We start from the raw sequence: 21,917 nt of genomic DNA on the forward strand, positions 1-21,917 counted from the left end.
TAGGATAAATGAAAAAGACAATTTCTCAAGTCGTATCCGAGCGCATCCTTATTCTGGATGGGGCAATGGGTACAATGATTCAACAATACAACCTCAAGGAAGAAGATTTTCGTGGTGAACGGTTTGCGCATATCCCCGGACAGTTGAAAGGGAATAACGACTTATTGTGCCTCACACGTCCCGACGTGATTCAGGATATTCACCGTAAATACCTGGAAGCAGGTGCGGATATCATCGAAACCAATACATTCAGTTCGACTACAGTTTCTATGGCTGATTATCACGTAGAAGAATACGTGCGTGAGATGAATCTGGCAGCCGTAAAACTAGCCCGTAACCTTGCCGACGAGTACACTGCAAAGAATCCCGATAAACCGCGTTTTGTAGCCGGTTCTGTAGGTCCGACCAATAAAACCTGCTCTATGAGCCCGGACGTGAACAATCCGGCTTATCGTGCTTTGAGTTACGATGAACTGGCTGCATCCTATCAGCAACAGATGGAAGCAATGCTTGAAGGTGGCGTAGACGCCATTCTGATCGAAACAATCTTTGATACCCTGAATGCTAAAGCTGCTATTTTTGCAGCCGAACAGGCAATGAAAGCAACAGGTGTCGAAGTCCCTGTCATGTTATCTGTAACAGTGTCCGATATTGGTGGACGAACATTGTCTGGCCAGACATTGGACGCATTTCTTGCTTCCGTGCAGCATGCCAATATCTTTTCTGTCGGTTTAAACTGTTCTTTCGGAGCCCGCCAATTGAAACCATTTCTGGAACAACTGGCAGCTCGTGCACCTTATTATATTAGTGCTTATCCGAATGCCGGATTACCGAATAGCCTGGGTAAGTATGACCAGACACCTGCTGATATGGCTCACGAAGTGAGAGAATATATCGAAGAAGGACTAATCAATATCATTGGCGGCTGTTGTGGAACGACGGATGCCTATATTGCCGAATATCCCGCCCTCGTGAAAGGTGCTAAACCTCACGTCCCTGCTCTTGTATCGGATTGTATGTGGCTTTCCGGGCTTGAACTGTTGGAAGTCAAACCGGAAATTAACTTTGTAAATGTCGGCGAACGTTGCAACGTAGCCGGTTCTCGTAAGTTTCTTCGTCTGATAAACGAAAAGAAATATGATGAAGCTCTCTCCATCGCCCGTCAACAAGTGGAAGACGGTGCCTTGGTGATTGACGTCAATATGGATGACGGACTGTTGGATGCAAAGGAGGAGATGACTACTTTCCTGAATCTTATCATGTCCGAACCGGAAATAGCCCGTGTTCCGGTAATGATTGACTCTTCCAAATGGGAAGTGATTGAAGCCGGCCTGAAATGTCTGCAAGGAAAGTCAATCGTTAACTCCATTTCTTTGAAAGAAGGCGAGGAAGTTTTCCTCGAACATGCCCGTATCATCCGCCAATATGGAGCGGCTGCCGTCGTAATGGCTTTCGATGAGAAAGGTCAGGCAGATACAGCCGCCCGTAAAATAGAAGTTTGCGAACGGGCTTACCGTCTTTTGGTAGATAAAGTAGGTTTTAATCCTCATGATATTATTTTTGACCCCAATGTACTTGCCGTAGCCACAGGGATCGAAGAACATAATAACTATGCCGTAGATTTCATTGAAGCTACCGCATGGATCAAAAAGAACCTTCCGGGTGCTCATATTAGCGGAGGAGTCAGTAACCTTTCTTTCTCTTTCCGTGGCAATAATTATATCCGTGAGGCGATGCACGCTGTATTCCTTTATCATGCCATTCAGCAAGGAATGGACATGGGGATTGTGAATCCGGGTACTTCCGTGTTATATAGTGATATCCCGACCGATGTATTGGAAAAGATAGAAGACGTCGTTTTGAATCGTCGTCCGGACGCAGCGGAACGTCTGATAGAATTGGCGGAATCGCTGAAAGCAACTATGAGCGGAACTGCCGGACAACCAGCCGCCAAACAAGATGCGTGGAGAGAAGAATCCGTTCAGGAACGCTTGAAATATGCCTTGATGAAAGGAATCGGAGATTTCCTTGAACAGGATTTGGCAGAAGCATTGTCGCTTTATGATAAAGCAGTCGATGTGATTGAAGGTCCGTTGATGGATGGAATGAATTATGTAGGCGAGTTGTTTGGTGCCGGTAAAATGTTCCTTCCCCAGGTTGTGAAGACTGCCCGTACGATGAAAAAAGCCGTAGCTATCCTGCAGCCGATTATCGAATCGGAAAAAGTGGAAGGAAGCGCCGCGGCTGGAAAAGTGTTGCTGGCAACTGTAAAGGGCGATGTGCACGATATTGGAAAAAATATTGTAGCGGTAGTGATGGCTTGCAATGGTTATGATATTGTAGACTTGGGAGTGATGGTGCCGGCGGAAACCATTGTGCAGCGTGCTATTGAAGAAAAAGTGGATATGATCGGATTGAGTGGTCTGATTACTCCCTCTTTGGAAGAAATGGCGCATGTGGCTTTGGAACTCGAAAAAGCAGGACTGGATATTCCTCTTCTGATTGGTGGGGCTACTACATCGAAAATGCATACGGCATTGAAGATTGCTCCTGTCTATCACGCTCCGGTGGTACATCTGAAAGATGCTTCCCAGAATGCAAGTGTTGCTTCCAAATTATTGAATCCACAGCTGAAAGCCGAATTGGTGAACGAACTGAATAGCGAATATGAGGCGCTTCGTGAAAAAAGCGGTCTGCTGAAACGTGAAACGGTTTCATTGGAAGAGGCGCAGAAAAATAGGTTGAATCTGTTTTAAACATTATTAAAATAAAAAAGATACATTGTAATCAGTATTAGTAAGCCAAAGGTCTTGTCTATTCAATAATTTTCTTGCATTTGTGACACTAATTGAAATCTGATACGCAAATGTTTGGAATAGACTACTCTTTTATTTTCTTCTTATAGGATTCGTAACGCGACAGGATATCACGGACGAAATTGTAAGTCTCAATACCACGGAAATACCCGTTTTTACAGATAGGGTCGGTAAAGTATTCTTCGTTGCTTTTGAGCAGGATGAAGTTTTCTACATTGTCTTTCCATACCCGTTTGTTCTTTCCGTATTTTTCGGCTAGTGCCATGGCATCGTATATATGTCCTAAGCCGGCATTATAAGATGCAAGGATGAAGTTAAGCCGTTCCTGTTTGTCGGGAATCATACTGAAGCTGCGGTCGGTAGCAGCGATATATTTGGTAGCCGCTTTCACACTTTCCTCCGGATTCTGCTCTTTGCCGGGAGGTACTCCCATTGCCCGGGCGGTGGCAGGCATTAACTGCATCAGTCCTTTAGCGCCGGCCCAGGAAACCGCGGTGGTATCGAAATTAGATTCAGTATAGGCTAGTGACGCCAGCATGCGCCAATCCCATCCGATATCTTTGGAATACTTTCTGAATAAATCATCATAATGAGATATTTTCCCTTCTTTCAATGAAAGGATAGGAGAGTGGGGCATCATTTTACTATTCTCAAAATAACGTTTCATACTGGCAGTGTAGGCAGGAGAGGTCATATTTTCCTGATGCCATATAGTAGCGGCGGCTGCCAGTTCGGGACTGTCTTTTCGTACTGCCCACGAAGACCGTTGATCGAAACTGATAGACAGATCGATATTTAAATTAGGATAATAGGTCTTATTTAATTTTGCCAAGTCGTTGTCGGCTACTGTATACGGAATTTTTCCTTGCGCCACTTGCGTTATCAAGTCCTCGATGGTAGTACTGTCATTGGTAACTTCGTGAATCCGGATGCCGCCTCCTAATTCGCTGTTCAGATTGACGAGGCGGTCGTAATATTTCCCCGGCTTTACGTATATATCTTTTCCTATCAGTTCGGTTACGTCTTTTAATGGCTTCAGTTTTCCTCTTCCTTGCTGAACAATCACTTGATGGGTGATGACATCTTCACCACAATAAAGCAGACTGTCTTTCCACTCTTTGGTGATAGGCAGATTATAGGCAATCATATCTCCTTCGCCTGCCAGCAGTTTTTGAATCATCTCGTCAACGCTGTTGGCAACTGCAATCCTAAGCTTTAATCCCAGGCTTTTGGCAAACTGCTCGCTAAGTTCATACTGGAATCCCATTTCCTGTCCGCGGTAAATGAAATAGGAAGTAGAGCTGTACAATGTCAATACAACGAGTTCGCCACTATCTTTTATTTGTGGAAGATCGCGTGTGGATTCGTCCGTTGTATTATGTTGCTTGTTCCGGCATCCGAACATACAACAGAACAATACGAGGAATAAAGGGATAATCAGTGTCTTGGCATTCATACCTGACATTTTGCTTTTAACTCTCAACTCTCCGTTCTCCACTCTCAACTCTTCAAGTGTTTCTTGATGTACATAGTCAGTATATCAATAGCTACCTTATTACTGCCGCCTTCCGGTACAATAAGGTCGGCATATCGTTTGCACGGTTCGATAAATTGCAGGTGCATAGGCTTTAAAACTCGTGTATAGCGTTCCATTACAGCTTCGGCAGTACGTCCGCGCTCAATAACATCTCTTTGGATAACACGTATCAGGCGTTCGTCTGGATCGGCATCTACAAAAATTTTAAGGTCCATCATATTGCGCAACTTTTTATCACATAAGGCAAGGATTCCTTCAATGATAATCACTTCACGAGGTTCGATATGAATCGTTTCGGGCTGGCGCGTACAGGTGAGATAAGAATAAGTAGGCTGTTCGATGCTATTTCCTTCTTTCAGCATCATGACATGTTTGGATAGTAGGCTCCATTCAAAGGCATCGGGATGGTCAAAATTGATATTCTGGCGTTCTTCAACCGGGACATGGCTACTGTCTTTGTAGTATGAATCCTGTGGTAAGAGTACTACTTCTCCTGCGGGGAGACTTTCTATAATTTTCCGTACGACGGTGGTCTTTCCGGAGCCTGTTCCGCCTGCTATTCCTATAATTAACATCTCTTTAAATGTATATTTGAATTAAATAGAGTATTTTTGCATTACTATTAATGCGATGATTGCATTAACAAGACAAATATAGAAACAATTCATTAAAATAACAACGTAATGGTAAAACACATTGTATTATTTAAGTTAAAAGACGAAGTTCCTGCTGAAGAGAAACTGGTAGTCATGACTAAATTCAAGGAAGCGATAGAAGCTCTTCCTGCTAAAATTTCTGTTATTCGCAAAGTGGAAGTCGGATTGAATATGAATCCCGGTGAAACATGGAATATTGCGCTTTACAGTGAGTTTGATACACTAGAAGATGTGAAATTCTATGCAACACATCCCGACCATGTAGCTGCTGGTAAGATTCTGGCTGATACGAAAGAAAGCCGTGCATGCGTAGACTATGAATTATAAACCCCAAAATAAGATGAGAAAAATAATTTCTTTCCTGCTTTTAAGCCTTGTTGTATATGCATTGCAAGCGCAAATCAAAGATCCGGTAAAGTTTAAAACAGAATTGACACCTCTCTCCGATACGGAGGCAGAGGTGGTGTTTACGGCTACCATTGATAAAGGTTGGCATGTTTATTCTACCGACCTGGGAGATGGCGGTCCTATTGCTGCAACATTTAATGTGGATAATAAATCGGGCGTCGAGCTTGTCGGTAAACTGAAGCCTGTGGGCAAAGAAGTATCTACTTTCGATAAATTATTCGAAATGAAGGTACGCTATTTCGAGAATACGGCAAAGTTTGTGCAGAAAGTAAAATTGACGGGTGGAGCTTACGCGATAGAAGGTTATCTGGAATACGGAGCTTGTGATGACGAGAGTTGTCTGCCTCCTACTGAAGTACCATTCAAGTTTTCGGGAGTAGCGAAAGCCGGAAATGCTGCTGCAACGAAAACAGAACAACCGAAAACAGAACAACCGGAGCAAAAAGTAGTGGATAAGGCAGAGAAGAAAGAAGAGGCAACTCTTGTTGCTTCGAAAGACTCATCTGTTATGGTGGAGTTGGTGCCTGCAACTACAACGGAAGCAGCCACGGATATTCAGCCGGCAGTTGCCTCCAGTGAACTTTGGAAACCAGTTATCAGTGATCTGCAAGCATTAGGCGAGGAGCACAGTCAGAAAGATATGTCTTGGATATATATATTCATAACTGGGTTCCTTGGAGGATTAGTGGCTTTGTTTACTCCTTGTGTGTGGCCGATTATCCCAATGACAGTCAGCTTTTTCCTGAAACGCAGTAAAGACAAAAAGAAAGGAATTCGTGATGCGTGGACGTATGGTGCATCTATCGTCGTGATTTATGTGGCATTAGGTTTGGCTATCACGTTGATTTTCGGTGCCAGTGCATTAAATGCTTTATCGACTAATGCTATTTTTAACATTCTCTTCTTCCTGATGCTGGTGATTTTTGCCGCTTCATTCTTTGGAGCGTTTGAAATCAGACTACCCTCGAAGTGGGGAAACGCAGTAGATAGCAAAGCAGAATCTACGACCGGATTACTAAGTATTTTCCTGATGGCTTTCACGCTTTCCTTGGTATCTTTCTCTTGTACAGGTCCGATTATCGGATTTCTGCTGGTACAGGTATCTACCACAGGAAGTGTGGTTGCTCCGGCAATCGGTATGTTGGGATTTGCCATTGCTTTGGCATTGCCATTTACGCTTTTCGCCTTGTTCCCGTCTTGGCTGAAATCTATGCCGAAGTCCGGTGGATGGATGAATGTAATTAAAGTAACGCTGGGCTTCCTTGAATTGGCGTTTGCGCTTAAATTCTTGTCGGTAGCTGACTTGGCTTACGGTTGGAGATTGCTTGACCGCGAAACATTTCTGGCTCTGTGGATTGTAATCTTTGCTTTGCTTGGATTCTATCTGTTGGGTAAGATCAAATTTCCGCATGATGACGATGATAATAAGGTGGGAGTCACCCGCTTCTTTATGGCATTAATCTCTTTAGCGTTTGCCGTATATATGGTTCCCGGTTTGTGGGGAGCACCATTGAAGGCCGTATCTGCATTTGCTCCACCTATACAGACGCAAGACTTCAATTTGTATAAGAACGAGGTACATGCGAAATTCGATGATTATGATTTAGGTATGGAATATGCCCGTCTGAACGGAAAACCTGTTATGCTCGATTTTACCGGATATGGTTGCGTAAACTGTCGTAAGATGGAAACAGCGGTATGGATTGATCCGAAAGTGAGTGATTTGATTAATAACGATTATGTACTGATTACTCTCTATGTGGATAATAAGACTCTGTTGACTGAACCCGTAAAGATAATCGAGAACGGTACGGAACGTACTTTGCGTACTGTCGGCGATAAATGGAGCTATCTGCAACGTGTGAAATTCGGAGCCAACGCCCAGCCTTTCTATGTATTGCTGGACAATCAGGGTAAACCATTGAATAAGTCGTATGCTTATAACAAAGATATTCCTAAATATATCGATTTTTTGCAAACCGGATTGGAGAATTATAAGAAAAGGAAAAATTAAAATCCACGATAAGACACTGTCTTGAATGATAAATGAAATAAAAGCGGTCTCATCTTTTCGGGTACAACCGTCCGCGATAGCAGGTAAGCCATAAAAAGAAAGCCGTCCGGATTTTGGGCGGCTATTTTTGTGAGGGTTTCCAGCGGTCGGGAAGCAGGTCGCGGTATTTTTCGATCGGGGTGTTTGGCGGCCATGCGGCACATCGGTCGATGATGTCACAGAAGTAGTCGAAGACGTTGACTCCGCACTGATGGCAGGTGATGGCCAGCGAGTGGTACAGGGCGGCGGCTTCGGCTCCGGAGTGGGAGCCGATTGTCAGTCGGCGACGGGTCAGGGATATGTAGCGGTTGATTCGCTCGACTTTGTTGTTGTCAAGTCTGTAGGTGGGTGAGGCGAAGATGCGTGGTATCACGTCCCATTGTTTAAGCGCATGTTCGGTGGCGGCAAGCAGCGGGTCGTCGGGTGGCACGCCGATGCGATTTTTGACCGCTGTCAGTCTCATGCGGATTTTCTCGAGCATCACTTTGGAGTATCGTTGTCTCCACTCAAGGTGCTTTTCCGCCGTCCATCCGTCTTTGCCTATGCGGTGCTGATGCTCGAAGTGGTAAAGGAGTCCGAAGAGCTTTGCTATTTCCTGCGCCTGCGGATTGTCTTTCAGGTCGAGGAACTTCCGCTTTATATGCTGCAGGCATGGCAAGCGTTTTATCCCGCTCATCTCACCGATTCCGATATGCCGGTATCCCGAGTAACAATCGCATTGGAACGCTCCGTTGAAGCCTTTGATATGCTGCTTGAAGACTTCGGCAGAGCGGGAACCGTCATCATAGAAGAAGTATACAAGCCCGGTTGTCATGCCGACGAACACCCAGATGTAGCCCTTTTTGATCTTCCTGCCCGAGGGAGTGGCCACCTGCAGCCGCACTTTCTGATAGGTCTCGTCACCACAGATATAATTGTCTTCGACAACTGCCGGCCCGAGAGCCTTGTACAGATTCTCCAGATGAACCCTTACCTTGCTGATCAGTTTTTGTGCCGTGCCTTTGTCAAGGTCGAAGCCGTGGGCACGGAAGTATTCGACTGCATTTTCAAGTGGCATGCAGTGGAGATAGCGTAGCTCGGCGAGTCCGGCAATGAAGGAGGATGTATACTGCGAGTTCAGCAGCGGCGTGGCGGGAGCAGAGCCTTTGTATATTTTCTCGTCCTGCACATATTTGCGTACCTTGTAGATTATTTTCTTGAAGCGCATCGGCTCCATGACGTAGCGCACGACATCGCACTCGCCGATAAACGTCGCCGCCTCGGGATTGAAGTCGGGGCTGTCCGGCTCCACCACAACCGTCTCTACCTCGCACTCGGGATGGGTCTTTCTCCTGGCTCCATTGTTGGTGCGTTTCTTCTGTGGCCTCTGTTCCGGAGTTTCTGATACGGCAGGAGCCGGCATCGGTTTTGTCTGGCGCTCTGACGGCGAGCCCTGCAGACGCTGCACGGCCTGACGAGCAGCTTTTTCTTTGCTTAGTTCCGCGCCTTTCCCTTTTACAGCATCCTCCAACGAGGCTATCTGTTTGCGCAGCTCATCTACTGTTGCCACCAGTCTGTCGTTGGTTGACTGGAGTTTTTCATTGGATAAAGTAAGAGAGCTGACAGAGGACAACGCCTCGTCAAGTTGTCCTTGAAGATACTCGATCTGACGTTGCAAAAACTCTATCAACTCGTTCTTTTTCATGGTGTAAAGTTACAAAAAATATCTGACATTTGCAACTTTCTACACCATTTATTTATTTGATTAACAAATTATTAAGCCTTATTTTACAGCCATTCTGAAGCGATTCTCGACCGTCACCTTCACAGGCGTGAGCCCCCTCATCAGCATATAGAAATCGTCCCATTGGAGCCTGCGCACGCCGTCATCGCCCTTTTTAAGTACCTCCCGGAAACGACCTTGCGACAGTCTTTTTGTGTACATCAAAAATCCGTCACCATCCCATTTCAGAGCCTTCATGGACTTGCGGTCTTTGGAGAAAAACACATACACATCGCCCGATGCCGGAGAGTGCCCCTTCCACGACCACACCATCTGGGTCAGACCGCGTATGCCGTAACGCATCGACACCGGCTGCTGGCATACCCATAGCCGTAACCCCTGCTCAAGACCCCACATGACCGACCTCCTTTCCCATCTTTCTGACGAACTTTGCAATGACAGCAACATCAGTATCAGCTGGAAAGCTGACCGCCACATGACCGTCGACCTTTACTGTTATCACATTGCCCGTGTCAGCCGGAAGAAAACCGGCCTCCTCAAAGATGACATCCTCGAAAGGCACCTCCTCAGACTTATTGTTACCCGTGCCTGTCGGTCCTGTATATCCGGGCAATCCGGCCACACGTAAATGCTTCCGATACAAATAAGAATGCAACTGACCGTATGTTACACCAAAACTCCTGCAATAAGAAGATAAGGTCCCGGGCTGTCTGCCTTGTGCGCATAATTGCTTGAACCGCTCATAAATTTCCCCGTAAAGGCGACTATTTACGCAACAATATCCCGGCAAGGTCTTTATATCCTGAAACTCGCTCTTGAGCAATTGCCGCATCTGACTCTGATCTACACCGTTGGCTATGCAATAGGCTCGGAACGAAGACGGCTGTCTTCCTTCGGCACACAGTTGCTTGAATGACAAGAAAACCTGCCTGTAAAGTTCAACTTTTCCCATAAATCAATTTTTAGGGCAAAGTTAGAAACTTTACAGGCAGGCTTCAATACGCTATCGCGGACGGTTGTACCTTTTCGGTGAGATCGCTTTTATTTTTTTATTTCAGAAAAAATACATACGTTTGTAATATCATAACAATACGCTTTGTGCCCAAAAATAAAGAAAATATGTACGCAACAGACCCTCTTGTAAATGAACGGGAATTGGTTCTCCGTCTGATAGACGGAGATGAAGAGGCCTTTTGCGAACTTTATGCTGCTTACAAGAATCGTTTGCTCTACTTCGCCCTGAAGTTCGTCAAGTCGCGTGAATTTGCTGAAGATATTTTCCAGGATGCATTTACGGTAGTCTGGCAAACTCGTCGTTTCATCAATCCTGAAGCCTCTTTTTCTTCCTACCTTTATACCATCGTACGTAATCGTATTCTGAATCAGTTGCGCGACATGGCTAATGAAGATCAGCTGAAAGAACAGATTCTTTCTCAAGCGATCGATTCAACAAACGAGACCAATAACCATATTTTGCTCAATGATTTGAAAGAGATTGTTGCCCGTGCATTGGAACAATTGACACCCCGCCAACGGGAAGTGTTCAAAATGAGCCGTGAACTACAGATGTCTCACAAAGAAATAGCCGAAGCGTTGGGTGTTTCTGTTCATACGGTGCAGGAACATATTTCTGTTTCTCTGAAGGTGATTCGTTCTTATCTGACTAAATATTCAAGTACATCAGCTGATATACTTCTGATTCTATTTTGCTTGAATTTATAATAAATGTTAATCACACCCTAGCTCTTTCTTCCTTTTGTGTATTACTTATACAAAAGGAAGGAAATTAATATCCTTATTTTGAATGTATGATGAAAGATACTAAAACAGAAAAAGATAAATTGCATCGTTACCTGGATGACCTTTATACCAGGGAAGAGGCTTCACAACTTTTGCAAAGCATAAAAGAGGCAGAGAACCAAGATTTATTGGATGAACTGGCAGCAGAGGTTTGGGAAGAATCCGGGAACTTGCAACCTGCTACTGATTTGGAACGGGAAAAATATAAGAGAGAGGCACGTCAGTTATTGAAACGTATTGAACACAAAAAACGTACCTGGTTCCGTCGGGCGTCTGTGGTGGCGGTTAGTACGGCGGCTGTCATAGCCATTATAATAGGGAGTGTCAACTTTTTCCGGTATATGAATGAACAGCAGGTCACGCTTGCTGAAGTCACCACTTCTTTTGGTGAAAAAAGACAAGTGACTTTGCCGGATGGAACTCTTTTGGTATTGAATTCTTGTTCTCAAGTGCGTTATCCGGAACGTTTTGTGGGAGATAGCCGTGAAATAGAACTTGAAGGTGAGGGATATTTCCGTGTTGCCCGTAATGAAAAGATGCCATTTATTGTAAAGACGAAGCGACTGGATGTTCAGGTATTGGGTACTCGTTTTGATGTCAAGTCCTATTCAACGGATGAGATTGTATCTGTGAGTGTGGAGAGTGGTAAAGTGCAGGTTGATTTACCGGAAGCAATGATGAGGCTGACTGCCAAAGAGCAAGTGCTTATCAATACGGTTTCCGGTGAATATAGTAAGAAAACAGAAGATAGGGGAGTGGCTGTCTGGATGAAAGGAGGTTTACGTTTCTACAGTACACCGATTCGGGATGTGGCAAAAGAACTGGAGCGTGTATATAATTGCCGGATTACTTTTGCTTCCGGTCAGGATTTTAACAACTTGATTACCGGTGAGCACGATAATAAGAGTCTGGAGTCCGTACTTAAATCCATCGAATTTATCAGTGGTGATATCAAATATAAAAAAGAAGGCATTGATGTCCTTCTTTATAAAAAATGAGATGAAGAAAAGATAATGTTTAATTTAAAAGAATAATAGATGAAAACAGCCCCTTCATGAACCTCCCTAAAATGATAGAAGCACTCCAAAGGAATGCTCCTATCCGCAATCCGGACGGATATTCATAAGCTTCGACCCAAATGAATAACGTATCGCGCATTGCTCGTTTTTAATAACTTTAGTCAATTACTAAAACGCACAAATTTATGAATAATCTTCTTATTTGTAAAGGGATAAGTAAAAATAGCTGTTCGTTTTTAGCTTTTTTACTATTCGCCTTCATTTTAATTGTTCCGGCTGCTGCTCAAACATTAAAAGAGCATGATATAACGCTTCGCGTGCAAAATGAGCCGGTAGAAAGTGTTTTCAATAAAATCAGCAAACAGACTAATTTTAAATTTCTCTATGACCAGGAAACAGTGAACAAAGCTCCGAGAGTTTCTTTCGATATTAAAAATGCTTCATTAAAACAGATTCTGGGCGAAATAACCACCCAGGCCAAACTTTATTTCAATAGGACCGATCATACAATTGCTGTCAGCAAACAGCCGCTTAAAAAGGAAGAAACAGCTCAACGTACACGCACTATTCAGGGAATTGTTGCGGATGATAAAGGAGAACCGGTGATTGGTGCCAGTATTCAGATTAAAGGAGAAGGCAGTGGTACCATTACCGATATCGATGGACGTTATTCAATCATGAATGTACCGGAATCTGCTACACTGACAATTTCTTATATCGGCTATAAAACGGTGAATATCTCTGCAAAAGATAAGAATACGGCAAAAATCACGTTGGTGGAAGATAGTAAGATGATCGATGAAGTAGTCGTGGTAGGCTATGGTGTTCAGAGAAAAAGAGATGTTTCTACTTCTATTTCTTCCGTGAAAGCTGAACAAATAGCAGAAGTTTCCGCTTCCGATTTTCGTCAGGCGTTGGCGGGAAAAATGCCGGGAGTACAGGTGACGCAACCTAGTGGTGATCCGGAAGGAAGCGTAAGTATCCGTGTTCGTGGTATCAGCACAGTGAATGCAGGTAGTGATCCTCTCTATATTATCGACGGTGTACCAGTGGAACGTGGATTTGCCAATCTGAATAATAATGATATTGAATCTGTAGAAGTCTTGAAAGATGCTTCTTCGGCAGCTATTTATGGTAGCCGCGGATCGAATGGTGTAATTATTATCACGACCAAACAGGGGCAGTCGGAGAAAATGAAAGTGCAGTATGATGGATATTATGGTATCCAGAGTGTTTCGAAGAAACTTCCAATGATGAATGCATATCAGTTTGCCGAATTTGCAAAAGATGGGCATGACAACGCCTATCTGGATGCCAATCCCGGTGGATTACCGGACGATCCGAATGGAATGCGTCCCAACTCATGGGAACGTATCCCCACTGAACTCTTTCCTTATCTGAATGGTGACAAAGGACTGACCGATACGGACTGGCAAGACGCTATATTCCGTACTGCTGCTACTACCAGCCACAATGTATCTATTTCCGGCAGAGGAAAAACAGTCGGTTATTTTATTTCAGCTAACTATTATGATAAAGAAGGTATTATCATTAATTCCGATTTTAAGAAATACAGTATGCGTATGAATTTGGACGGGAAATATAAAAGGCTGAAATTCGGTCTGAATTTTTCTCCTTCTTATTCTACTTCCAACCGGGTAGATGCTTCCGGGTCCAATGGTATTGTGCAATCAGCCTTGATGATGCCTCCGGTATGGCCGGTGTATAATGCGGATGGAAGTTATAACTATCAGGGAAACGGATATTGGAGAATTGGAAATGACTATCAGCACAATGCCGTATTAAATCCGGTAGCCATGGCAAATCTCCAATCGGATGTTGTAGACCGTATGGCTATTGTTGGAAAATTCTTTGCGGAATTGGAGTTATATAAAGGGCTTACCTATAACATCTCTTTTGGTGGTGATTATTATGGTTCGCATAACGATCAATACCGTTCATCGGAACTTCCGTTATTGGGACATAAATATTATGATGTGAAGTCGAATCCTACTGCATATAGTTCATCCGGTTTTTATTTTAACTGGTTGATTGAGAATAAAATCAATTATAATACGACCATCAAGGATGCTCATTCTATCAATGTTGTTTTAGTGCAATCGGCTCAAAAAGAAACATATAAAAGGGATAATGTGACGGCTACCGATTTCCCGAATGATTACATACAAACAATTTCCGGTGGTACAGTGACGAAAGGTGCGTCTGATAAAACACAGTGGACAATTGCTTCTTATCTGGCACGTGTACAGTATAGCTATAAAGGTAAGTATATGGCTTCAGCAGCCATTCGTGCAGACGGTTCTTCTCGTTTCGGAAAAAACAACCGTTGGGGATATTTCCCTTCTGCTTCTTTTGCATGGAGAATAAGTGGAGAAGACTTTTTCACGAAAGCAAAATTCCTGTCATTTGTTGATGACTTGAAACTTAGAGCCAGTTATGGAGTTACCGGTAATTTTCAGATTGGTAATTATGACCACCTGTCTCTGATGGCTTCCGATAACTATATACTCGGTACAGGCAATGGGCAGTTGGTGAATGGATATAAACCTAGTACCATAAAGAATGAGGATTTGAGTTGGGAAAAGAATGCGATGGTGAATGTGGGTCTTGATTTACAAATGTTCAAAGGATTGTTGGGACTGACTGTGGATTATTACAATACCAACACTTCTAATATGTTGTTGAACGTACCTGTTCCTCATCTGACCGGATATAGCACTGCATTGATGAATATTGGTAAAGTGAACAACAGGGGATGGGAAATAGCATTGACCTCACAGAAGAATATAACGAAAGATTTCGGTTATTCATTCAATGCCAATTATGCTACGAATACAAACGAAGTAAAAGCGCTCGGTCCGGGTAATGCTCCTATCATATCTACCGGTAGCGTAGATCATGCATATTACATAACGAAAGTTGGTGAACCTATTGGCTGTTATTATCTGTTGGTGCAGGATGGTATTTTCTCCAATGAAGAAGAATTAAAGAGATATCCTCATTTCAGCAATACCAAGCCCGGAGATTTCCGGTTTGTGGATGTAGATGGAGACGGTGTGATGGACTTGGATAAAGACCGTACGATAGTAGGTAACTATATGCCTGATTTCACCTATGGATTTGGTGGAAAAGTATGGTTTAAGGGATTTGATCTTGATTTCAATTTCCAGGGAGTGTATGGTAATGAGATTTTGAACTTGAATCGCCGATACATTGATAATCTGGAAGGTAATACCAATGGTACTACCATCGCCTTGAATCGTTGGAAGAGTCCGGAAGATCCGGGAAACGGTCAGGTGAATCGTGCCAATCGTAAATCAAAAGGTTATAATGGACGTACGTCAACCTGGCATTTGGAAGATGGCTCTTATCTGCGGTTGCAGAATGTGACACTGGGATATACTTTGCCGAAGAATCTGACCCAGCGCTTTTTTGTAGAAAAGTTGAGAGTATATGTTTCCGGACAAAATCTCTGGACTTCAACTAATTATAGCGGATACAATCCGGAAGTGAATGCCCGGCCGTCTAATTCTCTTTCACCGGGTGAAGACTATGGTACTTATCCATTGGCTAAAACATTCTTATTCGGATTGAATATAACTCTTTAATCATCCTTTAAAATACACGTTGTATGAAAAAATATAAACTAATACTATTCTTGTCAACTGCTTTTCTATCAGTTGCCTGCACAGATAGTTTCTTCGATTTGGAACCAAGTAGCAGTGTGCCTACCGATAAGGTATATAAGACAGCAGACGATTTTAATGTAGCTGTGATGGGATGTTACTCTAAATTGCAGACACAGGTTTCCTATTTTACGGAGTGTTGCGAATATCGGAGTGATAATTTGACATTGAGCGCACCTACTGCCGGAACGCAGGACCGTTATGATATCGATCAGTTTGCAGATAAAGCTTCTAATGGAATCCTGGAAAATGCTTGGGCGAATTTTAATAATGGAGTCTATCGTTGTAATCTTATATTAGATAGGATTGATGAAGCCAACTTTGACGCTACTCTGAAAAAACAATATAAAGGAGAAGCCCTTTTCATTCGTGCACTTACCTATTTTAATATGTACCGTCTGTGGGGAGGAATACCGATGACTAATAAGGTGGTAACAGTGGCCGAGGCTCTGAAAATCGGACGTAGTTCAGACCAGCAGGTTTATGATTTCCTTGTCGGTGATTTGAATCAGGTTATTAATGAAAGTATGTTGCCGTCTTCTTATACAAGTACCGATATGGGACGAGTGACTTCCGGTGCTGCAATGGCACTGCTCGGCAAGATTTACCTCACTTTCCATAAATGGACGGAAGCTCGAAATGTGTTATCTCAATTGATAGGTAAGTATTCTCTGATGACTACTCCGGACCGGGTTTTTGATGTAAATAATAAAATGAATGATGAGATCATTTTTGCTGTTCGCTTTAATAAGGATGTGGAAGGAGAAGGGCATGGATACTGGTTCTCTATTATTAACCTGACCGACGATACCAATCAGACAAAGGCACTGAAAGAATGTTATAAAGACGGGGATAAGCGGAAAGATTTGATTACTTATGTAAAGGTGGAAGATAAGGTTTGTGTCATGAATAAATTTAAAGATGTCAAGAGCGCGACTTATAACACTGTTGGTAATGACCAGATTATTCTCCGTTATGCCGATGTATTGTTGATGTACGCAGAAGCTTTGAATGAAATTAGCTATAGTAATTTGCAGAATTCAGAAGCCTTGGTTGCTTTGAATGCTGTACATACCCGTGCCGGATTGTCTCCGATTTTGATTACAGAATTACCCGACCAGGATAGTTTCCGTAATGCGATTATGCTGGAACGTCAACAGGAATTTCCTTATGAGGGACAGCGTTGGTTCGATTTGGTACGTATGGGAGGTGCTAAGGAAGCTATGAAAGCGGAAGGACATATTATTCAGGATTACCAATTCCTGTATCCTATTCCCAAAACGGAATTGGAAAGAATAAACAACACAGAATTGTTGTGGCAGAATACGGGATACTAATAGGGTTAAACTAAAAGAATTCAGACAATGAAAAAAATAATATATAGTTTGTTGTTTATTCTCACAGTAGTTTTTACTGCTTGTGAAGAAGAACTGCCAAAAGCGAATTTCGATTTGTATGAACTGAAGTCACTTACGGCAACAGCCGGAGATATGAATGTGACTCTTGCTTGGGAGACATACGAAAATGCCCGGCCTAATGAATATTTGATTCTTTGGACTTCCGGATCGTCAGATGCGGAAGGAGGTGAGATGACTGTGGATGCAAAAACAATGACTGCCACAATCAATAATCTGGTGAATGACGTTGCTTATACTTTTTCTGTACAGCCTCGTTATACAGGAGGATTGGCTAGTAAAACGACCGCTGCCTGTACGCCGAAGAATGCGAGATACCCGATTTCTGATCTGACGGCAGCAGCCGGCAATGAAAGAGTGCGTTTGAGATGGAAAAAACCTGCTAGTGAACGTTTTACCCGTTATCAGGTTACTGTTCATCCGGGCAATCAGATTATCAATCTGGATGATACTTCATTGGAAGAATACATTGTTGACGGGTTGACTAACGATCAGGAATATACGTTCAACGTAGTTTGTGTTTATCCTACGGGCAATTCTATTCCAGTGGAGACTTCAGCTACTCCGGGATTGATCTATCCTATTCTTGCCAATACGGAACTGGTCGTGTGGGAACCTTGCGCCTTTGCTTATAACGATATGTATTTTATGGCAGGTGAAGTAAAATCGGTAAGCTGGGATTTTGGTGATGGTACGACATCAGGAGAAAACAATCCTGTACATGCATTTGCTACTACCGGAACTTATACAGTAGCTGTCACGGTGACTTATGTAAATAACACAACCGAGTCGGGTAGTCTGGCTGTTACAGTCGGCAATTATAAATGGAATTCTGTCGATTTGAACTTTGGCGGACTTACCGGATATGTAAAGACTTCCAATCCGGTGTTCTCTCCGGATGGAAAAACAATGTACATCCCAACATCTACTCCTGCAGGGCATTTATTTGCTATTGATGTAGTGAGCGGTGAATTCAAATGGGTGTTTGCTATCAGTCAGATAACGTATGGTGGAGGTGCGTTAGTGGCTTCTGATGGTACCATATATCAGTGTGTAAGAAATGCTACTATTAATAATGTATATGCTATCAATCCGAATGGAACCCAAAAGTGGGCGGTTAAATTGGATGCTGCGGTAGGTGCTTTTCCTGCATTGTCTGTCGATGGTGTTCTTTACTGTCTTACTAATAAGAGTACGTTGTATGCCCTCGATGCATCCAGTGGCATTATAAAATGGCAACAATCCCTTGACGGAGCAACAGGTAGTGCGGTAGCTATTGATAAAGCCGGAAATGTTTATGCGGGTACAAGTGCTGCTATTTATGCTTTTAAACCGAATAAGGATCAGATATGGAAATTGGAAGAAGTAAATGTGACAGAACAGGCTACGTTTGCTTTGAAAGATCAGGTGCTTTATGCAACGTTAAAAGGAGGCGGACTTGTTGCTGTCGATATGACAAATGGGACAAAGAAATGGACGTATCCGACTACGAAAGGGGATGCCTATTTCCCGATTGTAGATAAAAATGGTAATATCTACTTTACGGAGAAAAATTCACAGACGGTTCATGCGGTGAATTTTAGCGGATCTAAAATTTGGGAGAAAAAAGTAGGCAACAATTTGAATTACAGTGGAGGTGCCTTGAGCACGGATGGTATTCTTTATATAGGTACTCAATCGAATAACAAAGTGTTGGGACTTGATATCACTAATGGAAACATCGTTTTTGAAGAGACTGTAGGGCAACAAGTCATGGCAGCTGTTACTATTGGTCCGGACAAACGGCTTTATTGCGGAACGATCGGATCTGGTAATATCGGTGCTGTCAAAGCATTTGATATCAATAAGACTTTGGAGACAGACTCCTGGAGTATTCGTGGTGGTGATATTCAAGGTACAAACCGTCAAAAGTAAGCGATAATGAGAGTTTCTGTTTTTATCTTATTTATAGCGATGACAATAGGGGTATATGCACAGAAATATAAAGTAGGTACTACTACGGCTTTGTGGAAAGTACCTGCTTCCACAGACTTTTCTCAAGCTCGGTCTGTGGGGCTAGAGTATGTGGAAGTTGCATTTAACCAGTGTTATAGAGGCGTTCCGGCAAATGAGGTCATTCCTCGTGTTCGGGATATGAAAGCAAAAATTGATAGTGCCGGTATCAAAGTCTGGTCTATACATCTTCCTTTTTCCCGCACGCTGGATATATCGGTTCTCGATGAAAAGAAAAGGAAAGAAAATGTAGATTTTATGGCGGAGATGATTGAACAGTGTGCTCAATTTCAACCGAAATGTTTAGTTCTGCATCCAAGTTCCGAACCGATTGACGACAGTATTCGGGCACAAAGAATAGCCAATGCTTCCAGGTCTATCGCTTATCTGAAGAAGTATGCGGATCAGATAGGAGCACAGTTATGTATAGAGAATCTTCCGCGGACTTGTCTGGGAAATACTCCTGAAGAACTTTGGGAGATTATCAAAGATATTCCTGGTGTGAAGGTTTGTTTTGATACCAATCATTATACAAAAGGAACGACGGAACATTTTGTAGAAACCATTGGTGAACGTATTGGCACCATACATGCTTCGGATTTTGATTTTGTCAACGAGTGCCACTGGCTTCCTACGCAAGGCGATATTAAGTGGGGAAAGTTAATGCACGCACTCGAAGGAGTCGGTTATGAAGGAGTTTTCATGTATGAAGCGACTAAAGATCATGAAAACCATGATACACGTCCAACACCGGAACGGGTTGTTGAAACTTTCAATAAAATAATTAATGATTATAAAACACTGAAATAAGATGGATATAATAAGAAAAATTCAATATTTACTGTTTTGCCTTTTGGCAATAGGCTTTGTTGCTTGCGATGATGATGACAACAACAGTACCGAAATAGGGCATGAAGGAATCCTTACGCAATTGGCAGAGGAAGTGGATGCTACAGCACAGCAGTTGTGGAATTCTTCTCCTTTGATTGTCAATGCTGGACGTACCGCTACTTTGACCAAAATTCAGGAGTATGCGGATAAATGTAAAAATGATTATTTCATCAGTTATTTGAATGGCTTCGACCAAGCAAGTACGAATATGGAAAAGTGTGATCCTATTATCTATTTTTATCGGAGCGCATTTGACCGCGTAATGGATGGAGTTAAGAATTCAAAGGTGGAAAATGGTACAGTAGAGATTTGGTTGCTCTATAATATGGGATATGTGGTCAAGACTCCCTCAGGATGTTTTGCTATCGATATTTCTCATCGTTGGGCAAAAGAACTGGCACCTTATATTGATTTTCTCTGCGTCACTCATAAGCATTCCGATCATTATAACAATGATCTTATTCAGGCTATGTTTGATTTAGGCAAACCGGTATTGTCTAACTACCTGAAAGATACGACATATCCTTATACCGCAAAAGGAGATAAAGATTATGAAATAGGAAAATTCAAGATTAAAACCTGTATCACCGATCACAACAATTCCGGGTTATCTAATTTTGTGACTGTATTTTCGATTGATTGTGGTGAAGATACCGGTAACTTCGTCTTTATGCATGTAGGAGACTCCAACTATAAACCGGAACAATATACGAATCTGGCTTCTTATGTGAATGTATTGATACCACGTTACGCTCCCAATGCACTGATTGAAAATAATATTCTGGGCTCGGGTGCAGGGCAGGTAGAACCGGATTATGTCTTGTTATCGCACATTTTGGAGCTTGCTCATGCAGGTGTTGACGAATCGAGATGGTCATTGGAACTGGCACTCGAACGGGCTTCGAAGATTAACTGTGAACAGACTTATGTACCAATGTGGGGAGAAAAAATGGTCTGGAAAAACAATAAACTGAATTAAAATTCTTAATGTTTGCACTTATGAAACGGATATGTAACTTCATACTTCTTCTATGTTTGGTACAACTGGCTGTTGCCCAAAATAGAATAGCAGAAATCAAAGAAAACTTGTTAGGAGATCATCCTGATAAAATACTGGTTGTATCACATCGGGCTGACTGGCGTAATGCTCCGGAAAACTCATTGCAAGGTATACAGAATTGCATTGATATGGGAGTCGATATGGTAGAGATCGATTTGAAAAGAACCAAAGACGGACATTTGGTAGTGATGCACGATAAAACAATCAATCGCACCATGAACGGGAAAGGACTGGTAGAAGATTATACATTAGCGGAATTGAAAGCAATGCGTCTTAAAAATGGGGTCGCTTGTAAAACAAGACATCAGATTCCTACATTGGAGGAAGTCATGTTACTTTGCAAAGGTAAGATAATGGTAAATATTGATAAGGGCTATGATTATTTCCAGGAGGCTTATGCCGTACTCGAGAAGACAGGAACAGTCGACCAGTGTGTTATCAAAGCCGGGCTTCCTTATGAACAAGTGAAAGCTGAAAACGGTGCTGTGTTGGATAAAGTAATTTTTATGCCTATTGTACAGTTGCACAAAGAAGGAGCCGAAGCTATTATTGACAGTTATCAGACTCACATGAAGCCTGTTGCTTATGAATTAGTATTCGATAATGATAATCCGGAGGTTCTTAACCTGATAAAGAAAGTGCGTGATACAGGTTCTAACTTGTTTATCAATTCTCTTTGGCCTGAACTATGTGGCGGTCATGATGATGACCGTGCGGTGGAACTCCATCAACCGGAAGAAAGCTGGGGATGGATCATTAATCAGGGAGCGAAATTAATTCAAACCGACCGCCCTGCTCTGTTACTGGAGTATCTGCGCAAAAAGAAACTTCACAACTAAC

General features: G+C 42.7%; 16 protein-coding genes. 11 read left to right on the top strand and 5 right to left on the bottom strand.

The window, feature by feature from the left end:
• Positions 1–8: 8 nt before the first annotated feature.
• Positions 9–2,756, top strand: a complete 2,748-nt coding sequence (gene metH / locus A4V03_RS05930) for a methionine synthase (RefSeq protein WP_065538281.1) — start codon at positions 9–11, stop codon at positions 2,754–2,756.
• Between the two features lie 124 nt (positions 2,757–2,880).
• Here the strand turns inward: metH and A4V03_RS05935 are convergent, their stop codons facing one another.
• Together A4V03_RS05935 and udk are read right to left on the bottom strand one after the other, a co-directional pair.
• Positions 2,881–4,272 (bottom strand): MltF family protein, encoded by a 1,392-nt coding sequence (locus A4V03_RS05935; protein ID WP_065540313.1) that lies wholly within the window; start codon positions 4,270–4,272, stop codon positions 2,881–2,883.
• A gap of 44 nt (positions 4,273–4,316) precedes the next feature.
• Positions 4,317–4,928, bottom strand: coding sequence for a uridine kinase (udk, locus tag A4V03_RS05940; protein ID WP_065538282.1), 612 nt, complete (start codon positions 4,926–4,928; stop codon positions 4,317–4,319).
• Positions 4,929–5,036: 108 nt separating this feature from the next.
• On the opposite strand from udk, the gene A4V03_RS05945 reads away from it, so the two are divergent.
• Positions 5,037–5,336 carry a Dabb family protein gene (locus A4V03_RS05945; protein WP_065538283.1) on the top strand — a complete coding sequence of 100 codons (300 nt, stop codon included), beginning with the start codon at positions 5,037–5,039 and terminating at the stop codon, positions 5,334–5,336.
• 13 nt (positions 5,337–5,349) lie between these two features.
• On the top strand, positions 5,350–7,431 hold the full coding sequence (locus tag A4V03_RS05950; RefSeq protein ID WP_065540314.1) for a protein-disulfide reductase DsbD family protein: 2,082 nt from the start codon (positions 5,350–5,352) through the stop codon (positions 7,429–7,431).
• A 121-nt stretch (positions 7,432–7,552) separates the two neighbouring features.
• On the opposite strand, the gene tnpC is transcribed toward A4V03_RS05950, so the two are convergent.
• From tnpC to A4V03_RS20665, 3 genes are all read right to left on the bottom strand, one after another.
• Positions 7,553–9,154, bottom strand: a complete 1,602-nt coding sequence (gene tnpC / locus A4V03_RS05955; RefSeq protein ID WP_084081121.1) for an IS66 family transposase — start codon at positions 9,152–9,154, stop codon at positions 7,553–7,555.
• A gap of 78 nt (positions 9,155–9,232) precedes the next feature.
• Positions 9,233–9,589 (bottom strand): IS66 family insertion sequence element accessory protein TnpB, encoded by a 357-nt coding sequence (gene tnpB / locus A4V03_RS05960; protein WP_065538284.1) that lies wholly within the window; start codon positions 9,587–9,589, stop codon positions 9,233–9,235.
• On the bottom strand, positions 9,576–10,145 hold the full coding sequence (locus A4V03_RS20665) for a hypothetical protein (protein ID WP_065538285.1): 570 nt from the start codon (positions 10,143–10,145) through the stop codon (positions 9,576–9,578). Before A4V03_RS20665 ends, tnpB begins: the two co-directional genes overlap by 14 nt.
• Positions 10,146–10,312: 167 nt before the next feature.
• Here A4V03_RS20665 and A4V03_RS05965 point away from each other — a divergent pair, with 167 nt between their 5' ends.
• From A4V03_RS05965 to A4V03_RS06000, 8 genes are all read left to right on the top strand, one after another.
• Entirely contained in the window at positions 10,313–10,915 is a 603-nt protein-coding gene (locus A4V03_RS05965; protein ID WP_065538286.1) for an RNA polymerase sigma-70 factor, read from the top strand.
• A gap of 86 nt (positions 10,916–11,001) precedes the next feature.
• Positions 11,002–11,991, top strand: a complete 990-nt coding sequence (locus tag A4V03_RS05970) for a FecR family protein (protein WP_065538287.1) — start codon at positions 11,002–11,004, stop codon at positions 11,989–11,991.
• A 206-nt stretch (positions 11,992–12,197) separates the two neighbouring features.
• Entirely contained in the window at positions 12,198–15,641 is a 3,444-nt protein-coding gene (locus tag A4V03_RS05975) for a TonB-dependent receptor (RefSeq protein ID WP_065538288.1), read from the top strand.
• Positions 15,642–15,664: 23 nt separating this feature from the next.
• Entirely contained in the window at positions 15,665–17,056 is a 1,392-nt protein-coding gene (locus A4V03_RS05980; protein WP_065538289.1) for a RagB/SusD family nutrient uptake outer membrane protein, read from the top strand.
• Between the two features lie 27 nt (positions 17,057–17,083).
• Complete coding sequence (locus A4V03_RS05985) at positions 17,084–19,048, top strand: outer membrane protein assembly factor BamB family protein (protein ID WP_065538290.1); 1,965 nt, start codon at positions 17,084–17,086, stop codon at positions 19,046–19,048.
• A gap of 6 nt (positions 19,049–19,054) precedes the next feature.
• Entirely contained in the window at positions 19,055–19,936 is an 882-nt protein-coding gene (locus A4V03_RS05990) for a sugar phosphate isomerase/epimerase family protein (protein WP_065538291.1), read from the top strand.
• A 1-nt stretch (position 19,937) separates the two neighbouring features.
• A complete protein-coding gene (locus tag A4V03_RS05995) occupies positions 19,938–20,996 on the top strand; it encodes an MBL fold metallo-hydrolase (protein WP_065538292.1) in 1,059 nt (352 codons plus the stop codon).
• A 20-nt stretch (positions 20,997–21,016) separates the two neighbouring features.
• Positions 21,017–21,916: a glycerophosphodiester phosphodiesterase family protein gene (locus tag A4V03_RS06000; protein WP_065538293.1), complete on the top strand. Its 900-nt coding sequence runs from the start codon at positions 21,017–21,019 to the stop codon at positions 21,914–21,916.
• Position 21,917: the final 1 nt, after the last annotated feature.

Origin of the sequence: Bacteroides caecimuris (genome assembly GCF_001688725.2) — a bacterium.
Classification (GTDB): Bacteria; Bacteroidota; Bacteroidia; order Bacteroidales; family Bacteroidaceae; genus Bacteroides; species Bacteroides caecimuris.